Source organism: Pseudomonas sp. GL_091 (assembly GCF_057837725.1).
In genome coordinates this window covers 5236358-5259240 of sequence record NZ_CM174451.1, presented here as the reverse complement: position 1 = coordinate 5259240, position 22883 = coordinate 5236358, and the positions used below count along the sequence as shown (strand labels likewise).

Below are 22883 nucleotides of genomic sequence, written 5' to 3'. Positions count from 1 at the left end.
TAGCTGTGTGAGCGACGGTCTTCACCAGGCCGTCCGGCACCGCCATGGGGTGCCGATCCGGTTGGCGGCCCATTACTGGCTGGAGCGAACGGCCCCTCCATCAATCAACAGATTCTGCCCGGTCAGGTAGCCCGCATGGCTACTGCAAACGAAGGCACACAGCGCACCGAATTCCTCGGCTGAGCCGAAGCGTTTGGCGGGAATTTCGCTGCGGCATTGGTCAAGGAATACCTCGCTGTCCTGCCCCGACTCCTGAGCAGCAGCGACCAGGTTGTCACGCAGTCGATCGGTGTCGAATGAGCCCGGTTGCAGGTTGTTGATCGTTACATTGCGACTGGCAATGTTTTCTTGCCGGGCAAGCCCAGCGATGAAACCCGTCAGACCACTGCGCGCGCCGTTGGACAGGCCCAGGCTTTCGATAGGGGACTTCACGGCACTCGACGTGATGTTGATGATTCGACCAAATCCACGTGTCGCCATACCGTCTACCGTGGCCTTGATCAACTCGATAGGCGTCAGCATGTTGGCATCCAGCGCCTTGAGCCAGGCGTCGCGATTCCATTCGCGGAAATCCCCGGGGGGAGGGCCACCCGCGTTGTTGATCAAGATATCGAAATGCTCATGGGCCGTGAGCGCTGCCGCCCGACCCTCGGGCGTCGAAATGTCTCCGGCGACGGCGATGACCGTCACTTCAGGATTGATCGCCCTGAGCTGACGGGCTGTTTCATTGAGCGTGTGTTCGCCCCGTGCGGTGATCACCACGTTCACGCCTTCCTGGACGAGTGCCTGTGCGCAGGCTTTGCCCAGACCTTTGCTGGCGGCGCACACCAGCGCCCAGCGTCCTGCTATTCCCAGATTCATGTGCGTTTTCCTGAAAGAAGGAAGCTCAATGTAAGGGGTTGCCTATGGCAGCACCATGTTCATGCATGATCCAGCGTTGTAGACAGGCTCGGCGATCGAGTACTGATGCCCATGAAGCGCCGTACTCTTTCTCCTACGGCATCGCATCGTATGGTTTGCGGTGCGGCATCCAGTTGGATATTACCGTTCTCCATGAATACGACCCGGTCGGATATCGACATGGCAAAGTCCATTTCGTGGGTCACGATCAGCATGGTCATGCCTTCTTTGGCCAGGTCGCGGATCACGTTCAGCACGTCGTTGACCAGTTCCGGGTCGAGGGCCGAGGTCGGCTCGTCGAACAGCATGATCTGCGGCTCCATCGCCAGGGCCCGGGCGATCGCCACGCGCTGTTGCTGCCCGCCGGAGAGCTGGTGCGGGTACTTGTGGGCATGGGCCAGCAAGCCGACCTTGTCCAGTAGCGCATAGGCACGATGTTCACTCAGCTCACCCGGCTGGCCGTGGTAACGCGGTGCCAGGGTGACGTTGTCGAGAATGGTGCGGTGCGGGAACAAGTTGAAGTTCTGGAACACCATGCCGATGTGCCGCACGCCTTTGCGCAGGCGGGAGCTGTTGGGTTTGTCCGACGCTTCGATGAATTTTTCGCCGAACAACAGGATGTCGCCGGTATCGATGGTTTCCAGGCCGTTGACGGTGCGGATCAGCGAAGTCTTGCCGGAGCCGGATGGCCCGATGATCGAGACCACCTGGCCATATTCGACATTCAGGTCGATACCCATCAGCACCTTGTGGGTGCCATAGCTCTTCTGGATGTTCTTCAATTGCAGGATGGGCGTCGCGTTGGTGCCGGCGGCTTTGCGCGCAGTGTCGGGCAACGCTTCGGCGCTAGCCCTGAACCGGTCGATGGTGGCCGTGTCGAGTGTGTGCGGCTTGCGGAAGTTCAGGTCCAGGTAGCGCTCCAGGCGCTGCAGGAAATAGCCGAACACGGTGACGATCAACACGTAATAGACGCCTACCGCCGCCAGGGTTTCCATGACCAGGAAGTTGGTGGCATAGAGGCGTTGGCCGACCGTGAGGATTTCGGTCAGGGAGATGACCGAAACCAGCGATGTCAGCTTGACCACCGTGATGTATTCATTGATCAGCGTGGGCAGCGAAATACGGAAAGCCTGGGGGATCACGATCAGGCGTTGCATGCCGAACAGGCCGACACCCAGCGCGCGCCCGGCTTCCTTCTGACCCTTGGCCACGGAGATCAGGCCGCCACGATGGATTTCCGCCATGTACGCAGCTTCCGTAACCACCAGGGCCAGCAACCCTGCGTAGAAGGGGTTGGACAGAATCGGTCCGCTGCCGGGAAACAATTGCGGCAGGTTGTAGACGAAGACCACCAGCACCAGCAACGGGATGCTGCGGAAGAACCAGATGTAGACCGCTGCGGGAATGCGCAGCAAGGGCGATTGGGACAGCTTGGCCGAGGCCAGGACAAAACCCAGCAGCATGCCGATGAACCAGGCCAAGGCACTGAGCTGGACCACCGTGACGCAGGCCTTCCAGAAGTCCGGCAGGGAGAACAGGGATAAGAAATACGACCAATCGAATTGCATGGGGCACCTCGATCTGCCGCCCCTGTGCAGGGAGGCAGATGACCAGACTACAAGGACAGGTTCTTAGTTGGCAGTCGGTTCTTCCAAGCCATATTTCTGGAGAATTGCGGCGTATTCACCGCTCTTTTTGCTCTCTTCGAAGGCCTTTTGCACGACCTGGAAGGTTTCGTCGTTACCTTTCTTGACGAAGATGCCCAGGGTTTGCTGATAAATCGGATGCTCGGTGGTGATCACTACCCGGCCGTTGGTCTTTTCCGCGATCATTTTTGCCGCGCCAGCGATTTCGACCTGGGCCTGGATGTTTTTGGACAGCAAAGCCTGGGTCACTTCGGGTGCCGAGGGGTATTCGCTGACGGTGATCGCGCCTTTGTTGTTCGGCACGCAGTATTCATCGGACAGCTTGCGGAATTCCTTGACCCAGGTAGTGCCCTGTTCCAGGCCCAGTTTCAAGCCGCACAGGTCTTCAGGCTTCTTTGCATTGATCTCGCTGCCCTTGGGCACCATGACTGCGGCACCGGTGTTGGCATACGCGATGGTCTGGGCCTGGGTCTGGCGCTCCGGTGTGATGTACATGCCGGAAATGACCGCGTCGTACTTGCCGGAGTTCAGGCCCAGGATCAGGCTCGGGAACTTGGTGTCGACGAACTCCACCTTGGCGTTCATGTGTTTGGCCAGTGACGTTGCCAGCTCGGGGTCGGAACCCACCACGTTTTTGTCCTTGTCATAGGACTCGAAGGGCGGGTAGGTGATCTCCATGCCGACCTTGAACGTGTCTGCCGCGGCCATGCTCACCGAGGCACCGAACATACCGGCTGCCAATACAGCCAGGCTCAAAAGGTTTTTCTTGTTGTTTTTCATGATGTGCTGACTCCGGCGTAGGTAGGGGTTTAGTTGAAAACTTCAATCAGGACGGTTGAACCTGATTTTTCAAATGTCCGAAACTGGCGGGCTTGCGTGCCTTGCCTGGCAGTTGAACTTCCCCATTGGCCACCCTTTGGCGCAGATACTGATAGGTCTGCAGCGCCTGGCCATACATGTGTTCGCCGATGGTGATTTCTTCGTAGTCGTTGCCTGCCTGGGCGAACCCGGGCAGCGGTCTGATCTGGGTGTGATAGTCGCAGGCATAAAACAGCGGAAAGGAATAACGCTCCTCCTTCACGCTGCGCACCCGGTGCGCGGTGGCAACGAAAGTGCCTGCCGTCATCACTTCCAGCATGTCGCCGATGTTGACGACAAAGGCATCGGCAATCGGTGGTGCATCGATCCATTGGCCAAGATTGTTCATCACTTCAAGGCCCGGTTTGTCGGCCAAAAGGATGGTGAAGCACTCGTAATCAGTATGGGCGCCAAGACCCGGTGCGTCATGGGCGGCGCCGTCGAAGGGGTAGTGGATAAGGCGCAGCTTGGACGGCGGGCGGGTGACCAGGCTGTCGAAATAGTTTTCATCCAGGCCCAGGGTCAGGGCGAAGCCGCCGAACAGGCGCCGGCCCAAGGCGAAGATGGCTTCATAGTAGGCCTGCACCGACGCCTTGAAACCTTGCAGTTGCGGCCAGTCGTTGGGCCCCAGCAATGGGGTGTTGGCCAGTACCAGCGGGTCATCGGCCGGGACTTCGAAGCCGACGTCGAAGGCTTCCTTGTGGTCCGGCTTGCCCTTGGAATAGACCTCTTCGCCTTCGGGTACAAAGCCCTTGTGGGTTTGCGAGGTGCCGATGTAGTGGCGCATCTTGGCGTCCAGGGGCTGGTCGAAAAAGTCCTTGGCAGCCTTGCGCAGGTTGGCGATCAGTTGCGGGTCGATACCGTGATCGGTGATATAGAGGAACCCGACCTCGCTGGCGGCGCGCCCCAATTGTTCGGCTACGGCCAGGCGGTGTTCCGGTTCAAAGCTGAACAGACCGGCGATGTTGACCACCGGGATGCTATTGAAGTTGGCTTTGTGTGTGTCAGTGCTTGCGCTGTTGTTTTTGTTGTCAGGCATGACGCATCGGCTCCCTAAGGATTGCTTGAGTGGCTGAAACGGTCGAAGTGTTCGCGCTCGGTCTGGCCCATCCACACGTTCAATGACCACAGGTCGGCGACCGGGACATTGGTGAAGGGCAAATGATGCAGGTAGCCGTCGGCACCGAACTCCGGGGTCAGGGTGCTGACCCGGTAACCGCGGGCTTGCTGCGAGCGCCAGATGCTTTCCCAGTGTTGCTGATGGAAGGCCAGTTCCCTTGCATATTCGGGAGCCGCCGGGTGCGGAACCTGAGGCCCCTGGTCATAACCGACCCGGGCCTGGATATGGTGAACCCGCTCGATGAAAGCGCTCAGGTCATCGGCCGGATCATTCAACAGGCGCTCGCAAGTCACGACCCAATGGCTGATGTCACTGGTAAACAACAGCTCGGGCAGTTGCCGAATCAACTCCAGGGTCACCCAGGGGTTGAACAGCGAACGCGAACGGTGGGTTTCGAAACTGCAGACCTGGCCGTGCTTGCGCGCCAGATCCAGCGCCTGGCCGAAAAACTCCACTTGTTGTGGCAAGGACCAGCGATCATTGCCCGCCAGCACGTTGACGAAGCGTGGGCCGAGTTCGGCGGCCCAGGCGAGTTTCTGGTCGAGGTCATTGAGGTGGACGACAGGCGTTGCCGACTGGTCCGGCAGCACGTCGTACGCGGTGAAGACTGTGCTGATATAGCCCAGGCGATTGGCCTGCAGAAAGGCGCCGAACTCGGTCCGCTCACGGGCGTCCAGTGGCAGGCGTGCCTCCATGCCATCAAAGCCCGCTTGCAGCAACTCCTCGAGCGCCTGAGCCTTGCTGGCGGTGTAACCCCACAGCGTGCGGAAAATTTCCAGCTTCATCGGTGATCCTCAAAAATCCCAAGGCCTACTGCAAATGCACTTCGACGGCGCCAGGCTGCCAGGAGGCTGGTTCGCTGTGGAGTCGATGTTAGGCACAGGCCGCGCGCTGAAAGAATCTGAAAGTTCAAATGAATACTTCAGACTTTCATTAACAAATAGCTAGCTACTTATCCCGTTGGCCAGGAGGGGTTTTGAGGGCGAGTACGTGACTACGTTGGCTATTAGCGAGAGATGCCATTATTACGGCATCATTTTGAAGACTCCCAAGCGACTTCATGGAAGGTGAGGCTCGAACTTTCATCGCTTCACGCCACACACTCACCATAGATGACCTCATGTCATCCATCCCTTGAAAATCCATCCTTTGTCAGCTCCCTGTGTCGCACTCTCTAATGCCGAAAAGCTGAGTGACCCAGATCACTCATTTCAACAATAAAAGCTCTTCAGGAGATTGTATGCACAGTGGTCCCACTCTATTGCTGGTGTTGTTTTGCGCCATCATTCTGATCGTTTTTCTCATCGTCAAAGTTCGTGTCCACGCATTCCTGGCCTTGACCGCAGCGAGCTTTGTGGTCGGCATCGGTTCAGGCATGCCACTGGCGCAAATTGTCTCTTCATATGAAAAAGGTGTCGGTGGAACGCTCGGGTTCCTGGCAACGATCATTGGCCTTGGCGGCATACTCGGCAAGATGCTTGAAGAGTCCGGTGGCGCGGAGCGAATTGCCCAGACGCTATTGAGCGCCCTGGGTAAAGAGCGTGCCTCATGGGCCATGATGCTTGTAGGGTTTATCGCGGGTATACCTGTGTTCTTCGAGGTTGGATTCGTTCTGCTGATTCCCCTGATCTATGTGGTCGCCAAAGAGACCCGGATCAACCTTCTGTACCTGGGCGTGCCCTTGGCCGTGTCGCTGATGGCGGTTCATTGCATGTTGCCCCCGCACCCTGCCGCCATGGCCATCACCGGGCTGCTGGGAGCCGATGTCGGCAAGGTTATCGTGTATGGCCTCATTATCGCGCTGCCTACCGCCATCATTGCCGGGCCGCTGTGGATCAAGCTGGTCTGCAAGAGTGAAGCACCTGACGCTCAAGAAGCTTTTCTGGACGAACATTGCGTTGACAGCGCGACCCGGGACTTGCCAGGCCTTGGCTTGACGCTGCTGACCATCCTGTTGCCACTTCTGCTGATGGTCGGCAAAAGTTTGGCGGCCGGACTGCCCCATGACTCCGTGCTCTTCAGCATCGTTTCGTTCCTGGGGACACCGCTGATAGCACTGTCCATTGCTGTGGTGTTCGCTTACTGGGCACTGGGTTTGCGCCGCGGCTTATCAATGCCTGACTTGCTCAAGCACACTCAGAAGAGCTTTCCTGCGCTGGCCAGCATTCTGCTGATCATCGGTGCCGGTGGGGCGTTCAACGGCATCCTGGTCGACAGCGGCGTGGGTAACGCGCTGTCCGGTTCGTTGACGCAATTGAACATGAATCCCATCGTCCTGGCGTGGTTGGTGGCAGGCTTGATGCACTTCGCCGTCGGTTCAGCGACGGTGGCCATGATCAGCGCCGCCGGCATGGTGATGCCGATGCTGAGCGCTCATCCAACCGTGAGTAAGGAAATTATCTGCATTGCCATCGGTGCCGGCGCCATTGGCTGGACCCATGTGACGGACTCTGCCTTCTGGGTGGTCAAGGAGTACCTGGGTGTCTCGCTAGCCGATGCGTTGAAGAAGTTCACCTCGGCCACCGTACTGGCTTCATTGATTGCGCTGGGGCTGACCCTGCTGTTGTCGCAATTCGTTTGATTTCACCCGTATTTTCATCCTGATTATTTAAAGGGACCACGTCATGATTTTGGGAAGACCCCTTGAAAGCTGGTACGCCAGTTATCCTTTGATTCGCGATCTGGTCGCGCTGCAAGAAACCACTTGGTTCAACCCTGCCGTGGCGCCGGTCGCGGAATCGATTGGCGATGTGGGGTTGACGGCCGAAGACGTCGCCGATGCCAGCGCGCGACTGACGCGTTTTGCTTCTTACCTGCGGCGAGCGTTTCCGGAAACGCAATGCAGTGGCGGCATTATCGAATCGGACATTCTGCCCGTGCCTCAACTGCAGCAGTTGCTTGGCGAGCGCTACGGTCAGGCATTGGAAGGGGCGCTGTGGCTCAAGCGGGACAGCCATCTGCCGATTTCGGGCTCGATCAAGGCGCGCGGTGGTATCTATGAGGTGCTCAAGCATGCCGAAGACCTGGCGTTGGCCGCGAATCTGTTGTCGCTTGACGACGACTACGCGGTGCTGGACAGCGATAAGGCGCGGGCCTTTTTCGGCCAATACAAAATAGCCGTCGGCTCGACCGGCAACCTTGGCATGTCCATCGGCATCATGGGGGCGGCATTGGGTTTCCAGGTGACCGTGCATATGTCGGCGGATGCGCGGCAATGGAAGAAAGACAAATTACGCTCACACGGCGTTACCGTTATTGAGTACTCCTCCGATTACAGCGTGGCCGTTGCGCAAGGCCGCCAACAAGCGGAGTCCGATCCAGCCTGCCATTTTGTGGACGATGAGAACTCGGTCAACCTGTTCCTGGGCTACTCGGTGGCTGGTGAGCGCCTGAAAAAGCAATTGGCAGCGGCTGACATCACCGTGGATGCGCAACATCCATTGTTTGTTTACCTGCCCTGTGGAGTGGGTGGCGCGCCTGGCGGCGTGGCCTTCGGTCTGAAGCTGGCCTTCGGCGATGCTGTCCATTGCATCTTCGCCGAGCCCACACACTCGCCATGCATGATGCTGGGCGTCTATACCGGCCTGCACGACGAAGTGAGCGTGCAAGACTTCGGCATTGATAACGTGACGGCTGCTGACGGCCTCGCCGTCGGACGCGCTTCAGGTTTTGTCGGCAAGGCCATGCAGCGCTTGCTTGATGGTTTCTACACGGTCAGCGACGAGGAAATGTACAGTTTGCTGGCACTGATGGAGCGCAGCGAAGGTGTGCGCCTGGAGCCATCCGCGCTCGCCGGTGTGCCCGGCATTGCCAGAGTCCATGCCGACCGGCAGGGCTACCTGGCTCGCGCGCACCTGGACAGCCAGGCCATGACGCAAGCCACCCATCTGGTGTGGGCAACGGGCGGCAATATGGTGCCTTGCGACGAGATGGACGCTTATCTGGCCAAGGGTCGTGAATTGCTCGCCAATGGTTAATCGGGCCTGAATGGAGCGCAATGGCCAGGCCTTGACAGAGTTATCGCCGATTTAAGCGTAAACCGAATGTGGCAAGATGAACGTCTTGCCACATTCGGTACGTTTGACCGCTGCAAAGGCGTACAACGCAAAGCGGCTTTTTGGTTTGAGGGAAACTGTCGTGCTCAACCTTCCTCCTCGTATCAGCTCCAGGCTCAACAGCAGCCAGTTCGCGAACCTTCACACCTTTTTGGTTGCCGCTCGTCATCTGAGCTTCACCCGTGCGGCGCAGGAACTGTGTTTGACTGCAAGCGCCGTGAGCCACCGTATAAGTCGGCTGGAAGCCGCGTTATCGATGAAACTGTTCCAGCGCCTGACCCGGCAGGTCAGCCTGACCGACGAAGGCGAGCGTATCTTCGAAATACTCCAGAATGCGATGGGAGAATTGTCCGAGGCACTGGAGCAATCGTCACAGGCGGAAATTGCCGGCTCGATCGCGCTCTATGTAAGGCCTTCCATCGCCCAATGCTGGCTGGTTCCGAGGCTGGCTGACTTTATTGAGCGTTATCCTCTGGTGTCACTGGACCTGCGGACAGGCAATGACAATGTCGATTTTCGAACCCGTAAAATTGACCTGGCCCTGTACTATGCCAATGGCGAGTTTCCCGGGCTGACGAGCCATCGGTTGATGCGAGAGCGGCTGGCCCCCGTGTGCAGTCCTGACTATGCGCGACGCCATCGCCTGGAGGAGAACCCGGACAACCTGAGGTACTGCACAACCTTGCATGACTCCCTGGCCTGGGATCATGCGGCTTATGATGCCGAGTGGACGCTTTGGGCAGAGCAACACAACCTGCTCGCGGCACTGCCCAAGCGAAGCTTGACCTTCGATCGCTCTGATTTGAGTGTGACAGCGGCCATGAACCACGCCGGCATTGCGATTGGCCGTCAACAGCTTGTGCAGAAGCGAGTTGATCGCGGCGAGCTCGTTCTGCCGCTCGCTGAATTCAGCCGCTCAGGCCACTACGATTATTATCTGGTTCACCCACCGCTCGGTACTGTTCCCAAGCGATTGCTGGTTTTCATGAACTGGCTACGAGAATGCGCGCGTCAATCATCACCCCTGGATGAGAACGACAACCTGTTCTGATGCGGCATGCGTACATGTGGGTGGTCAGGCCAGCCTCCAGTCGGTGAAGCCGCCGCTATCGAGCGCCACGCCTGAGTCAAATATGCAGATAGGGACGTCACCGGGGGAGGAAGGTGCCCAATGACGCCGTTTGTCATCAAATGTGACGGCGCTGTCGTTTGATGAGACGCGTTCGGAAAGCCTGCAGCTTACATTCCAGTCAACGTAATCGCCGCAGTGCACCCAGAACGCTGATTGGAGAAAAAAAGCATGGCTCAAGTCGTACGATTTTATGAAACCGGTGGTCCCGAGGTTCTTCGTTTTGAAGAGGTCGAGGTTGGCGACCCTGGTCCTGGTGAGGTTCGACTTCGCCACGTAGCGGTCGGCCTCAACTATGCCGACACCTACTTTCGCAATGGCACTTACCCGATCCCGATGCCCAATGGCATCGGCGTTGAAGCCGCCGGTGTGGTGGAGTCGGTGGGCGAGGGCGTGAGCAATGTGGTGGTCGGGGATCGGGTCACCTATACCGGCTTTACCAACACCCTCGGCGCCTACAGCACCGAGCGCCTGATCCCGGCTGCGCCGTTGATCAAGCTGCCGGAAAACATCTCTTTCGAGACAGCGGCGGCCATGACCATGCGCGGGCTTACCTCGGCGTATCTGATGCGTCGCATCTATGACTTCAAGGCCGGTGACAGCATCCTGCTGCACGCTGCCGCCGGTGGTGTCGGCCTGATCGTCTCGCAGTGGGCCAAGCTGCAAGGCCTGAAGGTGATCGGCACCGTGTCCAGCGAGGCCAAGGCTGAACTCGCCCGTGCTCATGGTTGCGACCATGTGATCAATTACAGTCACGAGGATGTGGCCAGGCGCGTGCGTGAGTTGACCGACGGCGTGGGTGTCAACGTGGTGTTCGATAGCGTTGGCAAGAGCACGTTCGAGGGCTCGCTGGACTCTCTCAAGCGTCGTGGCCTGATGGTCTGCGTCGGTACTGCATCCGGTCCGATTCCTCCCTTCAGTCCAGCGCAGCTGGCGATGAAAGGCTCACTGTTCATGACGCGTCCGGCACTGGCAGATTACATCGCCGACCCGGCAGAAAAGGCTGACCTGGCCGGTGAGCTGTTCGGCCTGGTCGGGAGCGGCAAGATCAAGATCGGGATCAACCAGCATTACTGCTTGCAGGATGCTGTGCAGGCTCATCGTGATCTGGAGTCGCGCAAGACCACTGGCTCATCGATTTTCGTCATCTGAGGAGGTCTGCCGCCATGCAAGTCGAACAACTCACCTGCAGCATTGGCGCAGAGCTGACGGGCGTCAACCTTGCCGATGCCGTCCATGACGACGGCCTGTTCGCCGAGATCCGCGTCCAGTTGCTCAAGCATCGCGTGCTGTTTTTGCGCGACCAGGACATCAGTCGCGCCGAGCATGTGGCCTTTGCCCAACGCTTCGGCGAACTGGAGGATCACCCGGTCATCGGCAGCCACCCGGATTATCCTGGCCTGGTACAGGTCTACAAGAATCCGGACAGCCCGATCGACCGTTACGAGAACTCCTGGCACACCGACGCCACCTGGCGCGAGGCGCCGCCGATGGGCAGCGTGCTGCGTTGCCTGGAGTGCCCGCCAGTCGGTGGTGACACCATGTGGGCCAACATGGTGGAGGCTTACAAGCATCTGCCAGACGAGATTAAAGCGAAGATCGAAGGCCTTCGTGCCCGTCATAGCATCGAGGCGACCTTCGGTGCGGCGATGCCGATCGAACGGCGCCTGGCGCTCAAGGCCCAGTACCCGGACGCTGAGCACCCCGTGGTGCGCACTCATCCAGAGACTGGCGAGAAGGTGCTGTTCGTCAATTCCTTCACGACTCACTTCACCAACTTCCACACGGCTGAACGTGTGCGTGTCGGTCAGGATTTTACCCAGGGCTCCTCCGAGCTACTGCGTCACCTGACCAGCCAGGCCCACATTCCGGAGTATCAGGTGCGCTGGCGCTGGAAGCCTAACAGCATCGCCATCTGGGACAACCGCAGCACTCAGCACTACGCCGTGATGGATTACCCACCCTGCCATCGCAAGATGGAGCGTGCCGGGATCATTGGCGAAAAGACCTACTGAGCAACCTCACCGACACCCGTTCCAGCGCTCGCTCCGTACAGTCCGTCGGGCGGGCCACAATAAAAACAGGAGATAAGCATGCAGTTTTTCGACGATTCCCTGCACCCGGAAAACATGGAAAAAGTGGTGATTACTGTCGCCCCTTACGCCCCACAGTGGATGCCGGGAGACTTCCCTGAAGACATTCCGATGACCATGGACGAGCACGTGCAGGCGGCTGTCGACTGCTATGAAGCAGGCGCCACTGTGCTGCACTTGCATGTGCGCGAACTGGACGGTAAAGGCTCCAAGCGCCTGTCCAAGTTCAACGAGTTGATCGCCGGTGTGCGTGAAGCCGTGCCGGACATGATCATCCAGGTCGGCGGCTCGATTTCCTTTGCCCCTGAAGGCGAAGGCGCGGAAGCCCTGTGGCTCTCCGATGATACCCGGCACATGCTGGCGGAGCTGACGCCGAAGCCGGATCAGGTCACCATCGCCATCAACACCATTCAGATGAATATCGCGGAGCTGCTGTTCCCGCAAGGCATTGAAGGCACCTCCCTGCTTGATCCGGTGACCAATGCCGCGTATAGCGAAATGACCGTACCGGCAGGTCCTGCCTGGGTCGCCGAACACCTCAAGCGCCTGCAAGCCAGCAATATCCAGCCGCACTTCCAGCTGACCGGCATTCATGCCTACGAAACCCTCGAGCGCCTGGTGCGCAAGGGCGTCTACAAGGGCCCTTTGAACCTGACCTGGATCGGCATTGGCGGTGGTTTCGACGGCCCGAACCCGATGAACCTGATGAACTTCATCAATCGCGTACCGGATCGTTGTACCTTGACTGCCGAGTCGCTGCTCAAGAACGTCCTGCCACTTAATACCATTGCCCTGGCCATGGGCTTGCACCCACGGCTCGGTAATGAAGACACCATTATCGATCAACACGGCAAGCGCTTCTCTTCCGTAGCGCAGGTCAAGCAGACGGTGCGTATCGCTCACGAGCTGGGGCGTGAAATCGCCACCGGTAAAGAGGCGCGCGACATCTACCGTATCGGTGTGCAATACAAGACTGTTGAAGAAACCCTGTTGGCCAACGGCATGGCACCGAACCGCAAGCCGAGTCAGAAGGGCGTACCACAGCGCGGGTAATCCAGATGGCGGGGCAGGAAGCCAGTGGCGTTCTGCCCCTGCCCACCTGAACGCGTGAGCAAGACCAAAAACAATAACAAAACGGGTGCTAGACACCGAGGAGGCAGCATGGCGTTTCATCACAGTACTGTGGCCGATGAAATGGATACTTCGATTGGCATTCCGCGACGGTACGCCTGGATTGTGTTTGTGCTGACCTTTGGCTTGTTGATTTCCGATTACATGTCACGGCAGGTACTCAATGCCGTGTTCCCGATTCTCAAGAACGAGTGGACGCTGAGCGACGGCCAACTCGGTCTGCTGAGCGGCATTGTCGCGCTGATGGTGGGCCTACTGACCATTCCCCTGTCGCTGCTGGCCGACCGCTTTGGCCGGGTCAAGAGCCTGGCGCTGATGGCCATGCTGTGGAGCCTGGCCACCCTGGGCTGTGCCCTGGCACAGAACTACCCGGAAATGTTGTTTGCGCGCTTCATGGTGGGCGTCGGCGAGGCGGCCTACGGTAGCGTCGGCATCGCCGTGGTGGTGTCGGTGTTTCCCAAAAGCATGCGTGCGACCCTCGCCAGTGCCTTCATGGCGGGTGCCATGTTCGGCTCGGTGTTGGGTATCTCCATCGGCGGGGCGATTGCGGTCAAGCTGGGCTGGCGTTGGTCGTTCGCCAGCATGGCGCTGTTTGGCCTGCTGCTGGCGGCGCTTTACCCGATCATCGTCAAGGAGGCGCGTATTGCCCCGCAGCGCCTCGCCACGGTCGGGAGCAATGCCAAAACGGCGGTCAAGCGTCCGCTGCGCACCTTGTACGGCACGCGTTCGGTGATCGCCGCTTATGTCGCCAGCGGCCTGCAGACGTTCGTTGCCGGTAGCATGATTGTGTGGATGCCGAGCTTTTTCAACCGCTATTACGGGATGGGCGAGGGCAAGGCCGGGGTTGTGGCAGGCGTCATGGTGCTGTGCTGCGGCGCCGGGGCGATTCTCTGCGGCATGCTCAGTGATCGCCTGTGCCGTCAATCGCCGTTGCGCAAGATCGAGATGTCCATGGTGTTCTGCCTGGGCAGTTGCCTGCTGATGTCGCTGGCGTTGGTTCAGTCGACCGGTCCTGTGCAGTTGGGGCTGATCGGCCTGGCCATGCTATTGGTGACTGGCGTCAACGGCCCGACCATTGCCACGATCGCGAACCTGACCCACTACAAAGTGCATGGCACTGCTTTTGCCACCCTGACCCTGGTCAATAATTTGCTCGGCCTGGCCCCAGGGCCTTTCGTCACCGGCAGAGTGTCCGATCTTATCGGCCTGCACGGGGCCTTCCAGCTGGTGCCGCTGATGAGCATTGCGGCAGCAGCGGTGTTCTTCTATATCCGCTGTCACTATCTCGATGACATGTCCCGTGTGCAGGGTGAGGCGGTCGATCAAGCGCCCGCTAAAGCGGTGATGGAGGTGTCGTCGTGACGAGGGTATTGCGTGTTGATGCGTTCTTCGACTTCATTTGCCCCTGGTGCCTGATTGGCAAGCGTCAGCTCAATCGCGCACTCACGAAGTTGCGCGCCAGCCACCCGGAGATCGAGTTGGAGCTGGTCTGGCATGGCGTGCAGTTGCTGCCGCACCTGCCGGCGCAAGGTGTGCCTTTTGTCGAGTTCTACCAAAAGCGCCTGGGCAGCGCCGAGGCCGTGCAAGCACGCCAGGCGCAAGTCCGGCAGGCCGCAGCCGCCGTAGGCCTGAGCATCGACTTCAGCAGCATCAAGACGATGCCCAATACCGCCGATGCCCATCGCCTGTTGGAGTGCGCCGCTGAACTGGGGAGCGTGGCGCAGCGCGACGCTTTGCTGGAGCAGCTGTTCGGCGCCTATTTTCATCGCGGCAAGGATCTCGCAGACAGTGCCACCCTGTTGGCGATCGCCGAGTCCTGTGGCTATCCACGCGCGGCCCTGGCCGACTGTCTGCTGGGTGCTCACTGCCCCTTCGATGATGACGGGATGGGCGCCCGGGGGGTGCCTTATTTCATCTTCAACCGGCGCCAGGTGGTGTCCGGTGCGCAGCCGGCCGAGGTGCTGTTGCAGGCCATGCACCAAGCCCTTGCGCAAGACGTGACCGGGAGTCAATCGGTATGAGTCGGCGCATTGCGGTGCCGCCCGAGAAAGTCCCGGCACTTGGCATGCGCACGCTGTTCGAGCCGGCGGGCAGCAGCATGGCTTTGTTCAATGTCGCCGGCCAGCTCTACGCCATCGACGACAGCTGTCCGCATCAGGGGGCCTCACTGTGCGGTGGCCGACTTGAGGGGCGGGTGATCCAGTGCTGTGCCCATGGCCTGCGCTTCGACCTGGCGAGCGGCTACCTGCTCAATTCAAACAGCGTGAAGGTTGCCAACTACCCGGTCGAGGTGGTCGACGGCCAAGTGTTCATTGTCATCGCTTCCAGGGAGACTGCATTATGAGTGCCATTGCTCTGGCCTATGTCCACGGCCGCGTACAAGAACGGCTCCCCGGTTTTATCGTCAGCCTGATAGTTGCCGCAGCGGCGAGTTTTCTTTCCGAGCACTATGGTGCGCCGGTCATGCTGTTCGCGCTGCTGCTCGGTATGGCACTGAATTTCCTCGCCAGCGACGGCAAGTGCAAGGCCGGTATCGAGTTCACCTCACGTACCGTGCTACGCATCGGCGTAGCGTTGCTGGGCATGCGTATCACCCTCGAACAGATCGCCGCGCTGGGCTGGAAACCGGCGGCCCTGGTGGTGATCTCGGTCGTGGTGACCATCCTCGTCTCGATGGTGGCGGCCAAGGCCATGGGGTTCCAGCGTCTGTTCGGCATGCTCACCGGTGGCGCTACGGCCATTTGCGGTGCCTCCGCGGCGTTGGCGCTGGCGGCGTCTTTTCCCAACCATCCGCAGAAAGAGCGCGCCACGCTGTTCACCGTGATTGGCGTGTCGGCACTGTCGACCCTGGCCATGATCGTCTACCCGATGATCGCCAACTGGCTCGAGCTGAATCCCCAGTTGGCCGGGGTGTTCCTCGGTGCCACCATTCACGACGTTGCCCAGGTGGTGGGTGCCGGCTACAGCATGTCTACCGAGACTGGCGATACCGCCACTGTGGTCAAGTTGATGCGAGTGGCCATGCTCCTGCCGGTGATCGTTTGCGCAGCGATGATTTCCCGCACGCAGGGCGTCGACCCGACGGGTAAACGACCGCCGTTGCTACCCTGGTTCGCCGTGGGCTTCCTGTTTCTCGCGTGCGTCAACAGTACGGGCTGGGTCGTCCCGGCAGTGCAGGGATTGACCAACGAACTGTCGCGCTGGTGCCTGGTCATCGCCATCAGCGCCCTGGGCATGAAGACCCAGCTCAAGGAGCTTGCCGCGGTGGGTATCAAGCCCATCCTGCTGATGGTGGGGGAGACGGTCTTCCTGATTGCTCTGGTGCTGTTACTGATGCGCTGGGGTTTGTAAACCTACGCGCTATCGAGGATTGCGCGACTCACTGGACAGCGCGAACGTGAGTCAAGTGTCGTACCCCGCAAGTGCTCCATTCACGGTCGTCTGTTCCAGCAGATGACCGTTTTTTTTGCTGCGGGGCGCATCAGCTGTCTTTGCGCGGCACGATCTTGCGCTCACTGCGCCAGGCGGCTGGAGGCATGTTGAACTGGGAAATGAACCAGCGCGTGAATGAATTGGGCATGGAGTAGCCGAGCATGTCGGCGATCCGTCCCAACGAGTACCCGGGGTTCTCCAGGTAGCGAACCACCAGGTCGCGACGCACGCTACTGATCAACTCACTGAAGCTGGCCCCTTCTTCGTCCAGGCGGCGCTGCAGGGTGCGTACGTTCATACCCAGGCTCTGGGCGATCTGCGCAATGGTCGCGCGACCCATGGGGAGCAACATGTAAATGGATTTGCGCACGTCGAATGCCACGGAGTGGTCGTTTTTGCCCAGCAGCGAATCCATGTAGCGCTGCGCGTGACGGGCCATGGCCGCATTGGCCAGCGGGTTGGCGGTGTCGAGGTTGGCGGCATGACAAACGATGCCGTTGAACTCGCAGCCGAAGTCCACCTTGCAGCCGAAGATCCGTCGATGCACGGACAGGTCTGTCGGAGCTTCATGGGAGAAACAGACATTGATCGGGTGCCAGTGCGCGCCGAGCAGGGCTGCGCAAAAGCGGTGCATCACGGCGATGGCCAATTCGATGGATTGGCGGTTGTTGGTGCCCATGTCGGTAACCAGTTCTTCGCGAATGATCACCGTACTACCGGTTTCCTCAATGTAGATCGCCAGTGACTCATTGATCTGCTGACGATAGTGCACGATCACATTCAGCGCATCGCGAAGCGTGTTCTGGTGACTGAGCAGCAGACTCACTTCACCAAAGTCCGCGAGTTGACGCAGCTCGGCCATGCGCAGGCCGAGGGTTTCACAACCACTCAGGCGCGCCGACTTCTCCAGCAGGATGATGCTGGCGGTGGCCGGGATGCGTTGACTCGGATCACTCAGAAGCGCAGGGCTCAAGCCCACTTCGGCTAACAGGGTGATCGCGTTCAGCCGTAGATGGCGAGCCACATCCAGGTAATTGGTCAGTACGGCGGTTCGTGCTTGTACGGGCATGGCGTGCATACATTCCATGTTGTGACAAATGAGATCTCGCTGTCGCAGTTGCCTGCCAGTTATAGAGGCTTGGCCGTGAAATGAAAAGCGCTTGGCGTCGTAAAGCTGTCGGGTCGATTCTGAGGCGCTGTCATCAAAAGGGAAGTGGCTGACGCTAAATGTAACCCGCTCCGACAAGGCGAATCCTACTGTGCTGCTGGCAGGGTTCGAAATATTGGCGGACCCGCTCGATGGATTGTTCAAGGGTGAATAGCGCGATGAATGACACCACGATTTTGATAGTTCCGGGCTTGCGCGATCATGTGCCGGCACATTGGCAAACGCTGCTGGCAACCAGGTTGGACAAGGTTCGCTCAGTACCGCCACTGGAAGACAACAAGCTCAGTCTGGCGGCACGAGTGGACGCGATCCAGCACGAGCTGGAGAAGATTTCCGGCCCGGTGATCCTGGTGGCTCACAGTGCCGGTGTGCTGATGGTGGTGCACTGGGCCGCCCGTCATGACCGCCCGATCAAGGGCGCCTTGTTGGCCGCACCGCCTGACCTTGAGGCCAAATGGCCAATAGGTTATCCGACCTCCGAGAGCCTGCGGGCCAATGGCTGGGATCCGCTGCCAAAAGGGCCTCTGCCATTCCCTGCGATCGTCGCGGCCAGTACCAACGACCACCTTGCGAGCCTGGAGTCGGTGACCCAAATGGCCCGTCACTGGGGCAGCGAACTGGTCAACCTCGGTGCCGTAGGCCATCTCAATCCAGCAGCCGGATACGGCGAGTGGCCGCAGGCCGAAGACTTTATCCGCACGCTGGATCGCTAGACGCAAGCACCTGAATAAAACCACCTGAAGAAGCTCGCATCACCGCCAGGACCTGATGTGGGCCGTTGTTAGAGCCAAAAAACAAAAACAACAAAAAACGGAGACAACGTAATGCACACCACGACAGGGCAGAGCCCTCTGCGTCGCAGTCTGCTGGCTACCGCCACGCTGCTCGCTTCCATGCCGGCTGCCTATGCCTTTGAACTGAACAATGGCAGTGAAGATTGGGCCGTGCGCTTCGATAACACCCTCAAGGCCAGTTACGGTCAACGGGTGCAAGGTCAGAATTCGAAGATTGCCAACGCCGCCAACTATAACGACGGCGACAAAAACTTCAGCGTCGGCAGTGCTGTGACCCAGCGGGTCGATCTGCTGACCGAGCTCGATGTGGTCTACCAACGGAAGATGGGTTTTCGTGTCAGCGCCGCGAGCTGGTATGACCATGCCTATGACGATGTCGGTTCCAACTCCAACCCTTTTCCAGGGCAGGCGGGCAATGCGGGTAACCTGGTTGCGGCTCGTCAGTCTGGCTCTATTCAGCCAGGCGACTCGCTGAACGGCCACGTTGCACGCAAGCATGGGCTGAGCAACTACAGCGACCGTTATTACAACGGCCCCTCCGGTGAGATCCTTGATGCCTTTGTGTTCTACAGCAGCGAGGTCGGCGAGGAGTCGATGTTCAGCAGCAAGCTCGGCAGGCACAACATGTTCTGGGGCGAGACCCTGTTCAACGCGGCCAACGGCATCAACTACGGTCAGTCGGCCCTGGACCTGGCCAAGTTGTACAACGTGCCGGGCACCGAAACCAAGGAGCTGTTCCTCCCGCGCAACCAGCTTTCCATGTCGTTCACCGTCAATCCAGAACTGACCCTGGGCGCGCAGTACTTCCTGGAGTTCCGCAACACCCGTCTGCCTGAGGGTGGAACCTATATGGGCGGCTACGACATGTTCGGCGAAGGCGGGGATGTGTTCTGGCTGCCGGTACCGACGGCGCTGAACGGGGCCGGTGCTTTTTTCGGTACGCCGCGCGGGCATGACGTCAAGCCAAACAACTCCGGCGACTTCGGGCTGATGGCCAAGTGGAGTCCGGAGTGGCTGGACGGCACCTTGGGCTTCTACTACCGCAACACCTCGGACCCGATGCCAGTGGTGCTGGTCAATGCGCCCAACCTGCAACAGCCAGGTCTGCCGGGGCTCGCGGGTGCCGAATACCTGGCCGCTTATGCCGATGACATCGACATCTACGGCATCAGCCTGTCGAAAAATGTGGGTCCGGTCAGCGTCGGGCTTGATGTGAACTATCGCGAGAACATGCCGCTGCTGAGCAATTTCACCACCATCAACCCGACCTTGAGTGCACAGGCTGCGCAGGGTCTGGTCAACGGCGACAACCTTATCGGAGCCGTACCGGGCAGAGGTGACACCGGAACGGCCCGTGGCAAGACTTTCCACGTGGTACTCAATGGCCTGGTGAGTTTCGGCAATACCCCGTTGTGGGACTCGTCCTCGCTGGCTGTAGAAGGTTCCATGACTCATCTGGTCAGCGTCGACAAGGGCGAGCAGTCCTTCAAGGGCAATTCCAGCTACCAGGGCATCGACAAAGTCGACACCAATGCCTACTCCATCGCGACCAACTTCACCCCGACCTGGTTCCAGGTATTCCCGGGGGTCGATATGTCCATGCCCGTCTCCTACAACGTCGGCCTCAAGGGCAACTCGGCTGTCCAGTTGGGTGGCAGCGAGAACGCCGGCAGCTACTCCGTAGGCATCGCCGCGGACGTCTATCAAAAGTACAAATTCGACCTGAAGTACGTGGATTCTTTTGGTCCTTTCAATACCTGTGAAACCGGGCTCGATAACAACACCCCCGGCAGTAGTGGGCAGTACCGCTGCATTCCCGGCCAGATCACTTCGCAGGCAGGCCTGGCGCCGCTGCTGAAGGATCGCGGGATGCTCACGGCCTCGTTCAAAACCACCTTCTGATTGACGCTCAGATCACAAAAACAAGTGGAGAGAATTCAGATGAAATTGCTAAATAGCGTGTTGGCAGCTTCCCTGGCGGCTGTCATTGCCGGTCAGGCCCAAGCGGCTGTATCGGCTCAGGAGGCAGCCAGGTTGGGCACCAGCCTGACCAATGTGGGCGCCGAGATGGCAGCTAATGCCGATGGTTCGATTCCAGCCTACAAAGGCGGCCTGACCACCCCGCCAGCCGGCTTCAAGGCGGGCGACGGCATGCGTCCGGACCCGTTTGCCGACGAGAAGCCGCTGTTGGTCATCGATGGCAAGAACGTTGACCAGTACAAGAGTCAGTTGACCGCCACCACGGCAGAGCTTGCCAGGCGCTATCCCACTTACCACATCAATGTGTATCCGACCCATCGCACTGTCGCCCTGCCTCAGGCGGTGCTGGACAACAGCGTGAAAAATGCCACCGGTACCCAGTCCATCAATGGCGGTCTGTCCATCGATAACTTGCTGCCCGGCGTGCCGTTCCCGATCCCGACCTCGGGCAGTGAAGCCATGTGGAACCACCTGCTGCGCGTAGGGGGCAATCGCAATGTCAAATATGACTCCTGGAACGTTGACTCGGCGGGTGTACCGACACTGTCCACCACGGCGCTGTCGTTCTCGAACTATCCGATCTACGACGACATGTCGAAGCCGTTCAAGAGCACTGACGTGTTCTTTCAGATGAAGCTGTATTACACCGGTCCTGCGCGCCGTGCGGGAGAGGCAATCATGCTCAAGGACACGGCCAACCCATTGGAGCAGCCACGCCGCAGCTGGCAGTACCTGCCTGGCCAGCGTCGAGTGAAGCTGGCGCCGGACCTGGCCTATGACACGCCTAACCCTGGTACGGGCGGTGCCGGTACTTACGACGACGTGTTCGTGTTCAACGGTGCGTTGGACCGCTTCGACTGGAAGCTGGTGGGCAAGCAGGAAATGGTCGTGCCCTACAACACCTACAAGCTGACTTACGCTGTGGACGCCAAGCAACTGACGACCCCCAACCACATCGCATCTGACTTTGTGCGCTGGGAGAAACACCGCGTCTGGGTGGTGGAAGGCACGCTCAAGTCCGGCGCGCGGCACATCTACCAGAAGCGCCGCATGTACCTGGATGAAGACAGCTGGATCGCTTTGGCTTCTGACCAGTATGACTCCAGCGGCAAGCTCTACCGTGGCTCCTTCGCCTTCCTCAGCCAGAGTTACGACAAAAACATCCCCGATGTCTCGCCTTTCATGATCTACGACCTGGTGGGCGGTTCCTACAACATCAACGGCATCACGGGCGCGTACGGCGGCATCAAGTACATCGAGTCTCTGTCGAAGGCGCAGTGGGCTCCGGATGCGCTGGCAGCGTCCGGCATCCGCTAAGCGTCAGGCGATAACAGTCCGGGGCGATCGGTAGAGATCCCCCGGCAGAGTGACTGGAAGATGGACGGCCTGAGCGTCGTTCGTCCTGGGTTGCCGACTCCGACGCCGGGCTGTACCTCGTGTGCTTTCCGGTGCCGTTTTCCTAGAAGGTGCGGTATGGGTTCCTTGAAAAATTTCGTGCTGGCGCTGATGTGCTCGATGCTGGCGTTATCGCAGGGTGTCGCTCAGGCGGCCGGTTATGCCGATGTGCTGGATCTGCCCGCCAAGCCGAGTCCTTTGGCCGTGCGTAGCCCCTTGATCGGCATCGCTCGTGCAGGTGAGCGCCTGGTCACTGTTGGCCAGCGTGGCCATATTCTTTACTCCGATGACGCTGGCAAGCAGTGGCTGCAGGCCAGCGTCCCGCTGAGCAGCGATCTGACAGCGGTGTTTTTTCCTTCCGCCAAACAGGGCTGGGCGGTCGGTAACGACGGTGTCGTGCTGCACAGCGGCGATGCCGGTACCACCTGGCACAAGCAGCTCGATGGTCGTCAGATCGGCGCCTTGCTGGTCAAGCATTATGAAGCGCTGGCCAGTGCCCAGCCGGCCAACGAGCAGTGGCCGCTGCTGGTCGCCGAGGGTCAGCGCCTGGTCGAGCAGGGCGCCGACAAGCCGTTCCTCGATGTGTGGTTCGCCAACGACAAAACCGGCTATGTGGTCGGGGTGTTCAACCTGATCCTGCGCACCGAAGACGGTGGCCAGAGCTGGACGCCGTTTCAGGATCGCACCGACAACCCCCAGGGTTTCCACCTCAACGCCATCGCCTCCACCGGCGACGGTTTGTACATCGCCGGCGAGCAAGGCCTGTTGCTCAAATGGGACGACAGCGCCCAACGCTTCGCCGCCGTGCCAACGCCTTATCAGGGCAGCTTCTTCGGCGTGCTCGGCAAGCCTGGCGAAGTGCTGGTCTACGGCTTGCGCGGCAATGTGCTGCGCAGCACCGATGGCGGCCAGAACTGGACCGCGCTGGACACCGGCCTGCACGTCAGCATCACCGCTGGCCTGATTGATGCCCGTGGTCATTACCGCCTGTTCACCCAGGGTGGGCAGATGCTGGTCAGCCAGGGCACTGGCGCGCAACTGCATCTGGTGCAGCAACCGGCACCGACGCCGACGCCGATAGCCGGCGCCACCCAGTCCGCCGCTGGTGCCTTGGTGCTGGCCGGCAGCCGTGGTGCGCGGACGTTGTCCGTCGACCCAGCCCTCGAACCTTAAGAGCGAGAA

At 59.6% G+C, this 22883-nt stretch carries 20 protein-coding genes; 14 read left to right on the top strand and 6 right to left on the bottom strand.

All coding sequences use genetic code 11. The annotated features are described in order from the left end of the window. Positions 1–72 precede the first annotated feature (72 nt). The 5 genes from AC3ITY_RS23800 to AC3ITY_RS23780 form a co-directional block, all read right to left on the bottom strand. Positions 73–861, bottom strand: coding sequence for an SDR family oxidoreductase (locus AC3ITY_RS23800; protein ID WP_489305334.1), 789 nt, complete (start codon positions 859–861; stop codon positions 73–75). Between the two features lie 59 nt (positions 862–920). Continuing rightward, entirely contained in the window at positions 921–2468 is a 1548-nt protein-coding gene (locus AC3ITY_RS23795) for an amino acid ABC transporter permease/ATP-binding protein (protein ID WP_489305333.1), read from the bottom strand. A gap of 63 nt (positions 2469–2531) precedes the next feature. Beyond that, entirely contained in the window at positions 2532–3326 is a 795-nt protein-coding gene (locus AC3ITY_RS23790) for an ABC transporter substrate-binding protein (protein WP_489305332.1), read from the bottom strand. 46 nt (positions 3327–3372) lie between these two features. Continuing rightward, entirely contained in the window at positions 3373–4443 is a 1071-nt protein-coding gene (locus AC3ITY_RS23785; protein WP_489305330.1) for an isopenicillin N synthase family dioxygenase, read from the bottom strand. Between the two features lie 14 nt (positions 4444–4457). Next, complete coding sequence (locus AC3ITY_RS23780) at positions 4458–5309, bottom strand: sugar phosphate isomerase/epimerase family protein (RefSeq protein WP_489305329.1); 852 nt, start codon at positions 5307–5309, stop codon at positions 4458–4460. A gap of 455 nt (positions 5310–5764) precedes the next feature. On the opposite strand from AC3ITY_RS23780, the gene AC3ITY_RS23775 reads away from it, so the two are divergent. From AC3ITY_RS23775 to AC3ITY_RS23730, 10 genes are all read left to right on the top strand, one after another. Then, entirely contained in the window at positions 5765–7105 is a 1341-nt protein-coding gene (locus AC3ITY_RS23775) for a GntT/GntP/DsdX family permease (protein WP_489305328.1), read from the top strand. 43 nt (positions 7106–7148) lie between these two features. Further along, entirely contained in the window at positions 7149–8501 is a 1353-nt protein-coding gene (dsdA, locus tag AC3ITY_RS23770; protein ID WP_489305327.1) for a D-serine ammonia-lyase, read from the top strand. A 160-nt stretch (positions 8502–8661) separates the two neighbouring features. Continuing rightward, positions 8662–9630: a DNA-binding transcriptional regulator DsdC gene (dsdC, locus tag AC3ITY_RS23765; protein ID WP_489310984.1), complete on the top strand. Its 969-nt coding sequence runs from the start codon at positions 8662–8664 to the stop codon at positions 9628–9630. 249 nt (positions 9631–9879) lie between these two features. Next, a complete protein-coding gene (locus AC3ITY_RS23760) occupies positions 9880–10860 on the top strand; it encodes a quinone oxidoreductase family protein (protein WP_489305326.1) in 981 nt (326 codons plus the stop codon). 14 nt (positions 10861–10874) lie between these two features. Further along, positions 10875–11723 carry a TauD/TfdA dioxygenase family protein gene (locus tag AC3ITY_RS23755; protein ID WP_489305325.1) on the top strand — a complete coding sequence of 283 codons (849 nt, stop codon included), beginning with the start codon at positions 10875–10877 and terminating at the stop codon, positions 11721–11723. Between the two features lie 78 nt (positions 11724–11801). After that, a complete protein-coding gene (locus tag AC3ITY_RS23750) occupies positions 11802–12854 on the top strand; it encodes a beta-keto acid cleavage family enzyme (protein ID WP_489305324.1) in 1053 nt (350 codons plus the stop codon). Positions 12855–12962: 108 nt separating this feature from the next. Then, on the top strand, positions 12963–14294 hold the full coding sequence (locus AC3ITY_RS23745; protein WP_489305322.1) for an MFS transporter: 1332 nt from the start codon (positions 12963–12965) through the stop codon (positions 14292–14294). Then, positions 14291–14953, top strand: coding sequence for a DsbA family oxidoreductase (locus tag AC3ITY_RS23740; protein WP_489305320.1), 663 nt, complete (start codon positions 14291–14293; stop codon positions 14951–14953). The genes AC3ITY_RS23745 and AC3ITY_RS23740 overlap by 4 nt, the downstream gene beginning before the upstream one ends. Further along, complete coding sequence (locus AC3ITY_RS23735) at positions 14950–15276, top strand: Rieske (2Fe-2S) protein (RefSeq protein ID WP_489305319.1); 327 nt, start codon at positions 14950–14952, stop codon at positions 15274–15276. The genes AC3ITY_RS23740 and AC3ITY_RS23735 overlap by 4 nt, the downstream gene beginning before the upstream one ends. Continuing rightward, the gene (locus AC3ITY_RS23730) at positions 15273–16283 is read left to right on the top strand and encodes a YeiH family protein (protein ID WP_489305318.1); all 1011 of its coding nucleotides are present in this window, start codon (positions 15273–15275) and stop codon (positions 16281–16283) included. The genes AC3ITY_RS23735 and AC3ITY_RS23730 overlap by 4 nt, the downstream gene beginning before the upstream one ends. A gap of 130 nt (positions 16284–16413) precedes the next feature. Here AC3ITY_RS23730 and AC3ITY_RS23725 read toward each other — a convergent pair whose 3' ends face one another. After that, a complete protein-coding gene (locus AC3ITY_RS23725) occupies positions 16414–17433 on the bottom strand; it encodes an AraC family transcriptional regulator (RefSeq protein WP_489305317.1) in 1020 nt (339 codons plus the stop codon). A gap of 257 nt (positions 17434–17690) precedes the next feature. On the opposite strand from AC3ITY_RS23725, the gene AC3ITY_RS23720 reads away from it, so the two are divergent. From AC3ITY_RS23720 to AC3ITY_RS23705, 4 genes are all read left to right on the top strand, one after another. Then, a complete protein-coding gene (locus AC3ITY_RS23720; RefSeq protein ID WP_223454600.1) occupies positions 17691–18245 on the top strand; it encodes an RBBP9/YdeN family alpha/beta hydrolase in 555 nt (184 codons plus the stop codon). Between the two features lie 111 nt (positions 18246–18356). After that, complete coding sequence (locus AC3ITY_RS23715; protein WP_489305316.1) at positions 18357–20228, top strand: DUF1302 domain-containing protein; 1872 nt, start codon at positions 18357–18359, stop codon at positions 20226–20228. Positions 20229–20267: 39 nt separating this feature from the next. Next, positions 20268–21623 (top strand): DUF1329 domain-containing protein, encoded by a 1356-nt coding sequence (locus AC3ITY_RS23710; protein ID WP_223454596.1) that lies wholly within the window; start codon positions 20268–20270, stop codon positions 21621–21623. Between the two features lie 156 nt (positions 21624–21779). Then, positions 21780–22874 carry a WD40/YVTN/BNR-like repeat-containing protein gene (locus tag AC3ITY_RS23705; protein ID WP_489305315.1) on the top strand — a complete coding sequence of 365 codons (1095 nt, stop codon included), beginning with the start codon at positions 21780–21782 and terminating at the stop codon, positions 22872–22874. Positions 22875–22883: the final 9 nt, after the last annotated feature.

Excerpts from the sequence above, each read along its gene's own strand:
- AC3ITY_RS23720 (WP_223454600.1), top strand. The coding sequence starts at position 17,691 with ATGAATGACACCACGATTTTGATAGTTCCGGGCTTGCGCGATCATGTG.
- AC3ITY_RS23795 (WP_489305333.1), bottom strand. The coding sequence starts at position 2,468 with ATGCAATTCGATTGGTCGTATTTCTTATCCCTGTTCTCCCTGCCGGAC.
- AC3ITY_RS23790 (WP_489305332.1), bottom strand. The coding sequence starts at position 3,326 with ATGAAAAACAACAAGAAAAACCTTTTGAGCCTGGCTGTATTGGCAGCC.
- AC3ITY_RS23735 (WP_489305319.1), top strand. The coding sequence starts at position 14,950 with ATGAGTCGGCGCATTGCGGTGCCGCCCGAGAAAGTCCCGGCACTTGGC.
- dsdA (WP_489305327.1), top strand. The coding sequence starts at position 7,149 with ATGATTTTGGGAAGACCCCTTGAAAGCTGGTACGCCAGTTATCCTTTG.
- AC3ITY_RS23715 (WP_489305316.1), top strand. The coding sequence starts at position 18,357 with ATGCACACCACGACAGGGCAGAGCCCTCTGCGTCGCAGTCTGCTGGCT.
- AC3ITY_RS23755 (WP_489305325.1), top strand. The coding sequence starts at position 10,875 with ATGCAAGTCGAACAACTCACCTGCAGCATTGGCGCAGAGCTGACGGGC.
- AC3ITY_RS23760 (WP_489305326.1), top strand. The coding sequence starts at position 9,880 with ATGGCTCAAGTCGTACGATTTTATGAAACCGGTGGTCCCGAGGTTCTT.
- AC3ITY_RS23745 (WP_489305322.1), top strand. The coding sequence starts at position 12,963 with ATGGCGTTTCATCACAGTACTGTGGCCGATGAAATGGATACTTCGATT.
- AC3ITY_RS23725 (WP_489305317.1), bottom strand. The coding sequence starts at position 17,433 with ATGCCCGTACAAGCACGAACCGCCGTACTGACCAATTACCTGGATGTG.
- AC3ITY_RS23705 (WP_489305315.1), top strand. The coding sequence starts at position 21,780 with ATGGGTTCCTTGAAAAATTTCGTGCTGGCGCTGATGTGCTCGATGCTG.
- AC3ITY_RS23775 (WP_489305328.1), top strand. The coding sequence starts at position 5,765 with ATGCACAGTGGTCCCACTCTATTGCTGGTGTTGTTTTGCGCCATCATT.
- AC3ITY_RS23780 (WP_489305329.1), bottom strand. The coding sequence starts at position 5,309 with ATGAAGCTGGAAATTTTCCGCACGCTGTGGGGTTACACCGCCAGCAAG.
- AC3ITY_RS23800 (WP_489305334.1), bottom strand. The coding sequence starts at position 861 with ATGAATCTGGGAATAGCAGGACGCTGGGCGCTGGTGTGCGCCGCCAGC.
- AC3ITY_RS23750 (WP_489305324.1), top strand. The coding sequence starts at position 11,802 with ATGCAGTTTTTCGACGATTCCCTGCACCCGGAAAACATGGAAAAAGTG.
- AC3ITY_RS23710 (WP_223454596.1), top strand. The coding sequence starts at position 20,268 with ATGAAATTGCTAAATAGCGTGTTGGCAGCTTCCCTGGCGGCTGTCATT.
- AC3ITY_RS23785 (WP_489305330.1), bottom strand. The coding sequence starts at position 4,443 with ATGCCTGACAACAAAAACAACAGCGCAAGCACTGACACACACAAAGCC.
- AC3ITY_RS23730 (WP_489305318.1), top strand. The coding sequence starts at position 15,273 with ATGAGTGCCATTGCTCTGGCCTATGTCCACGGCCGCGTACAAGAACGG.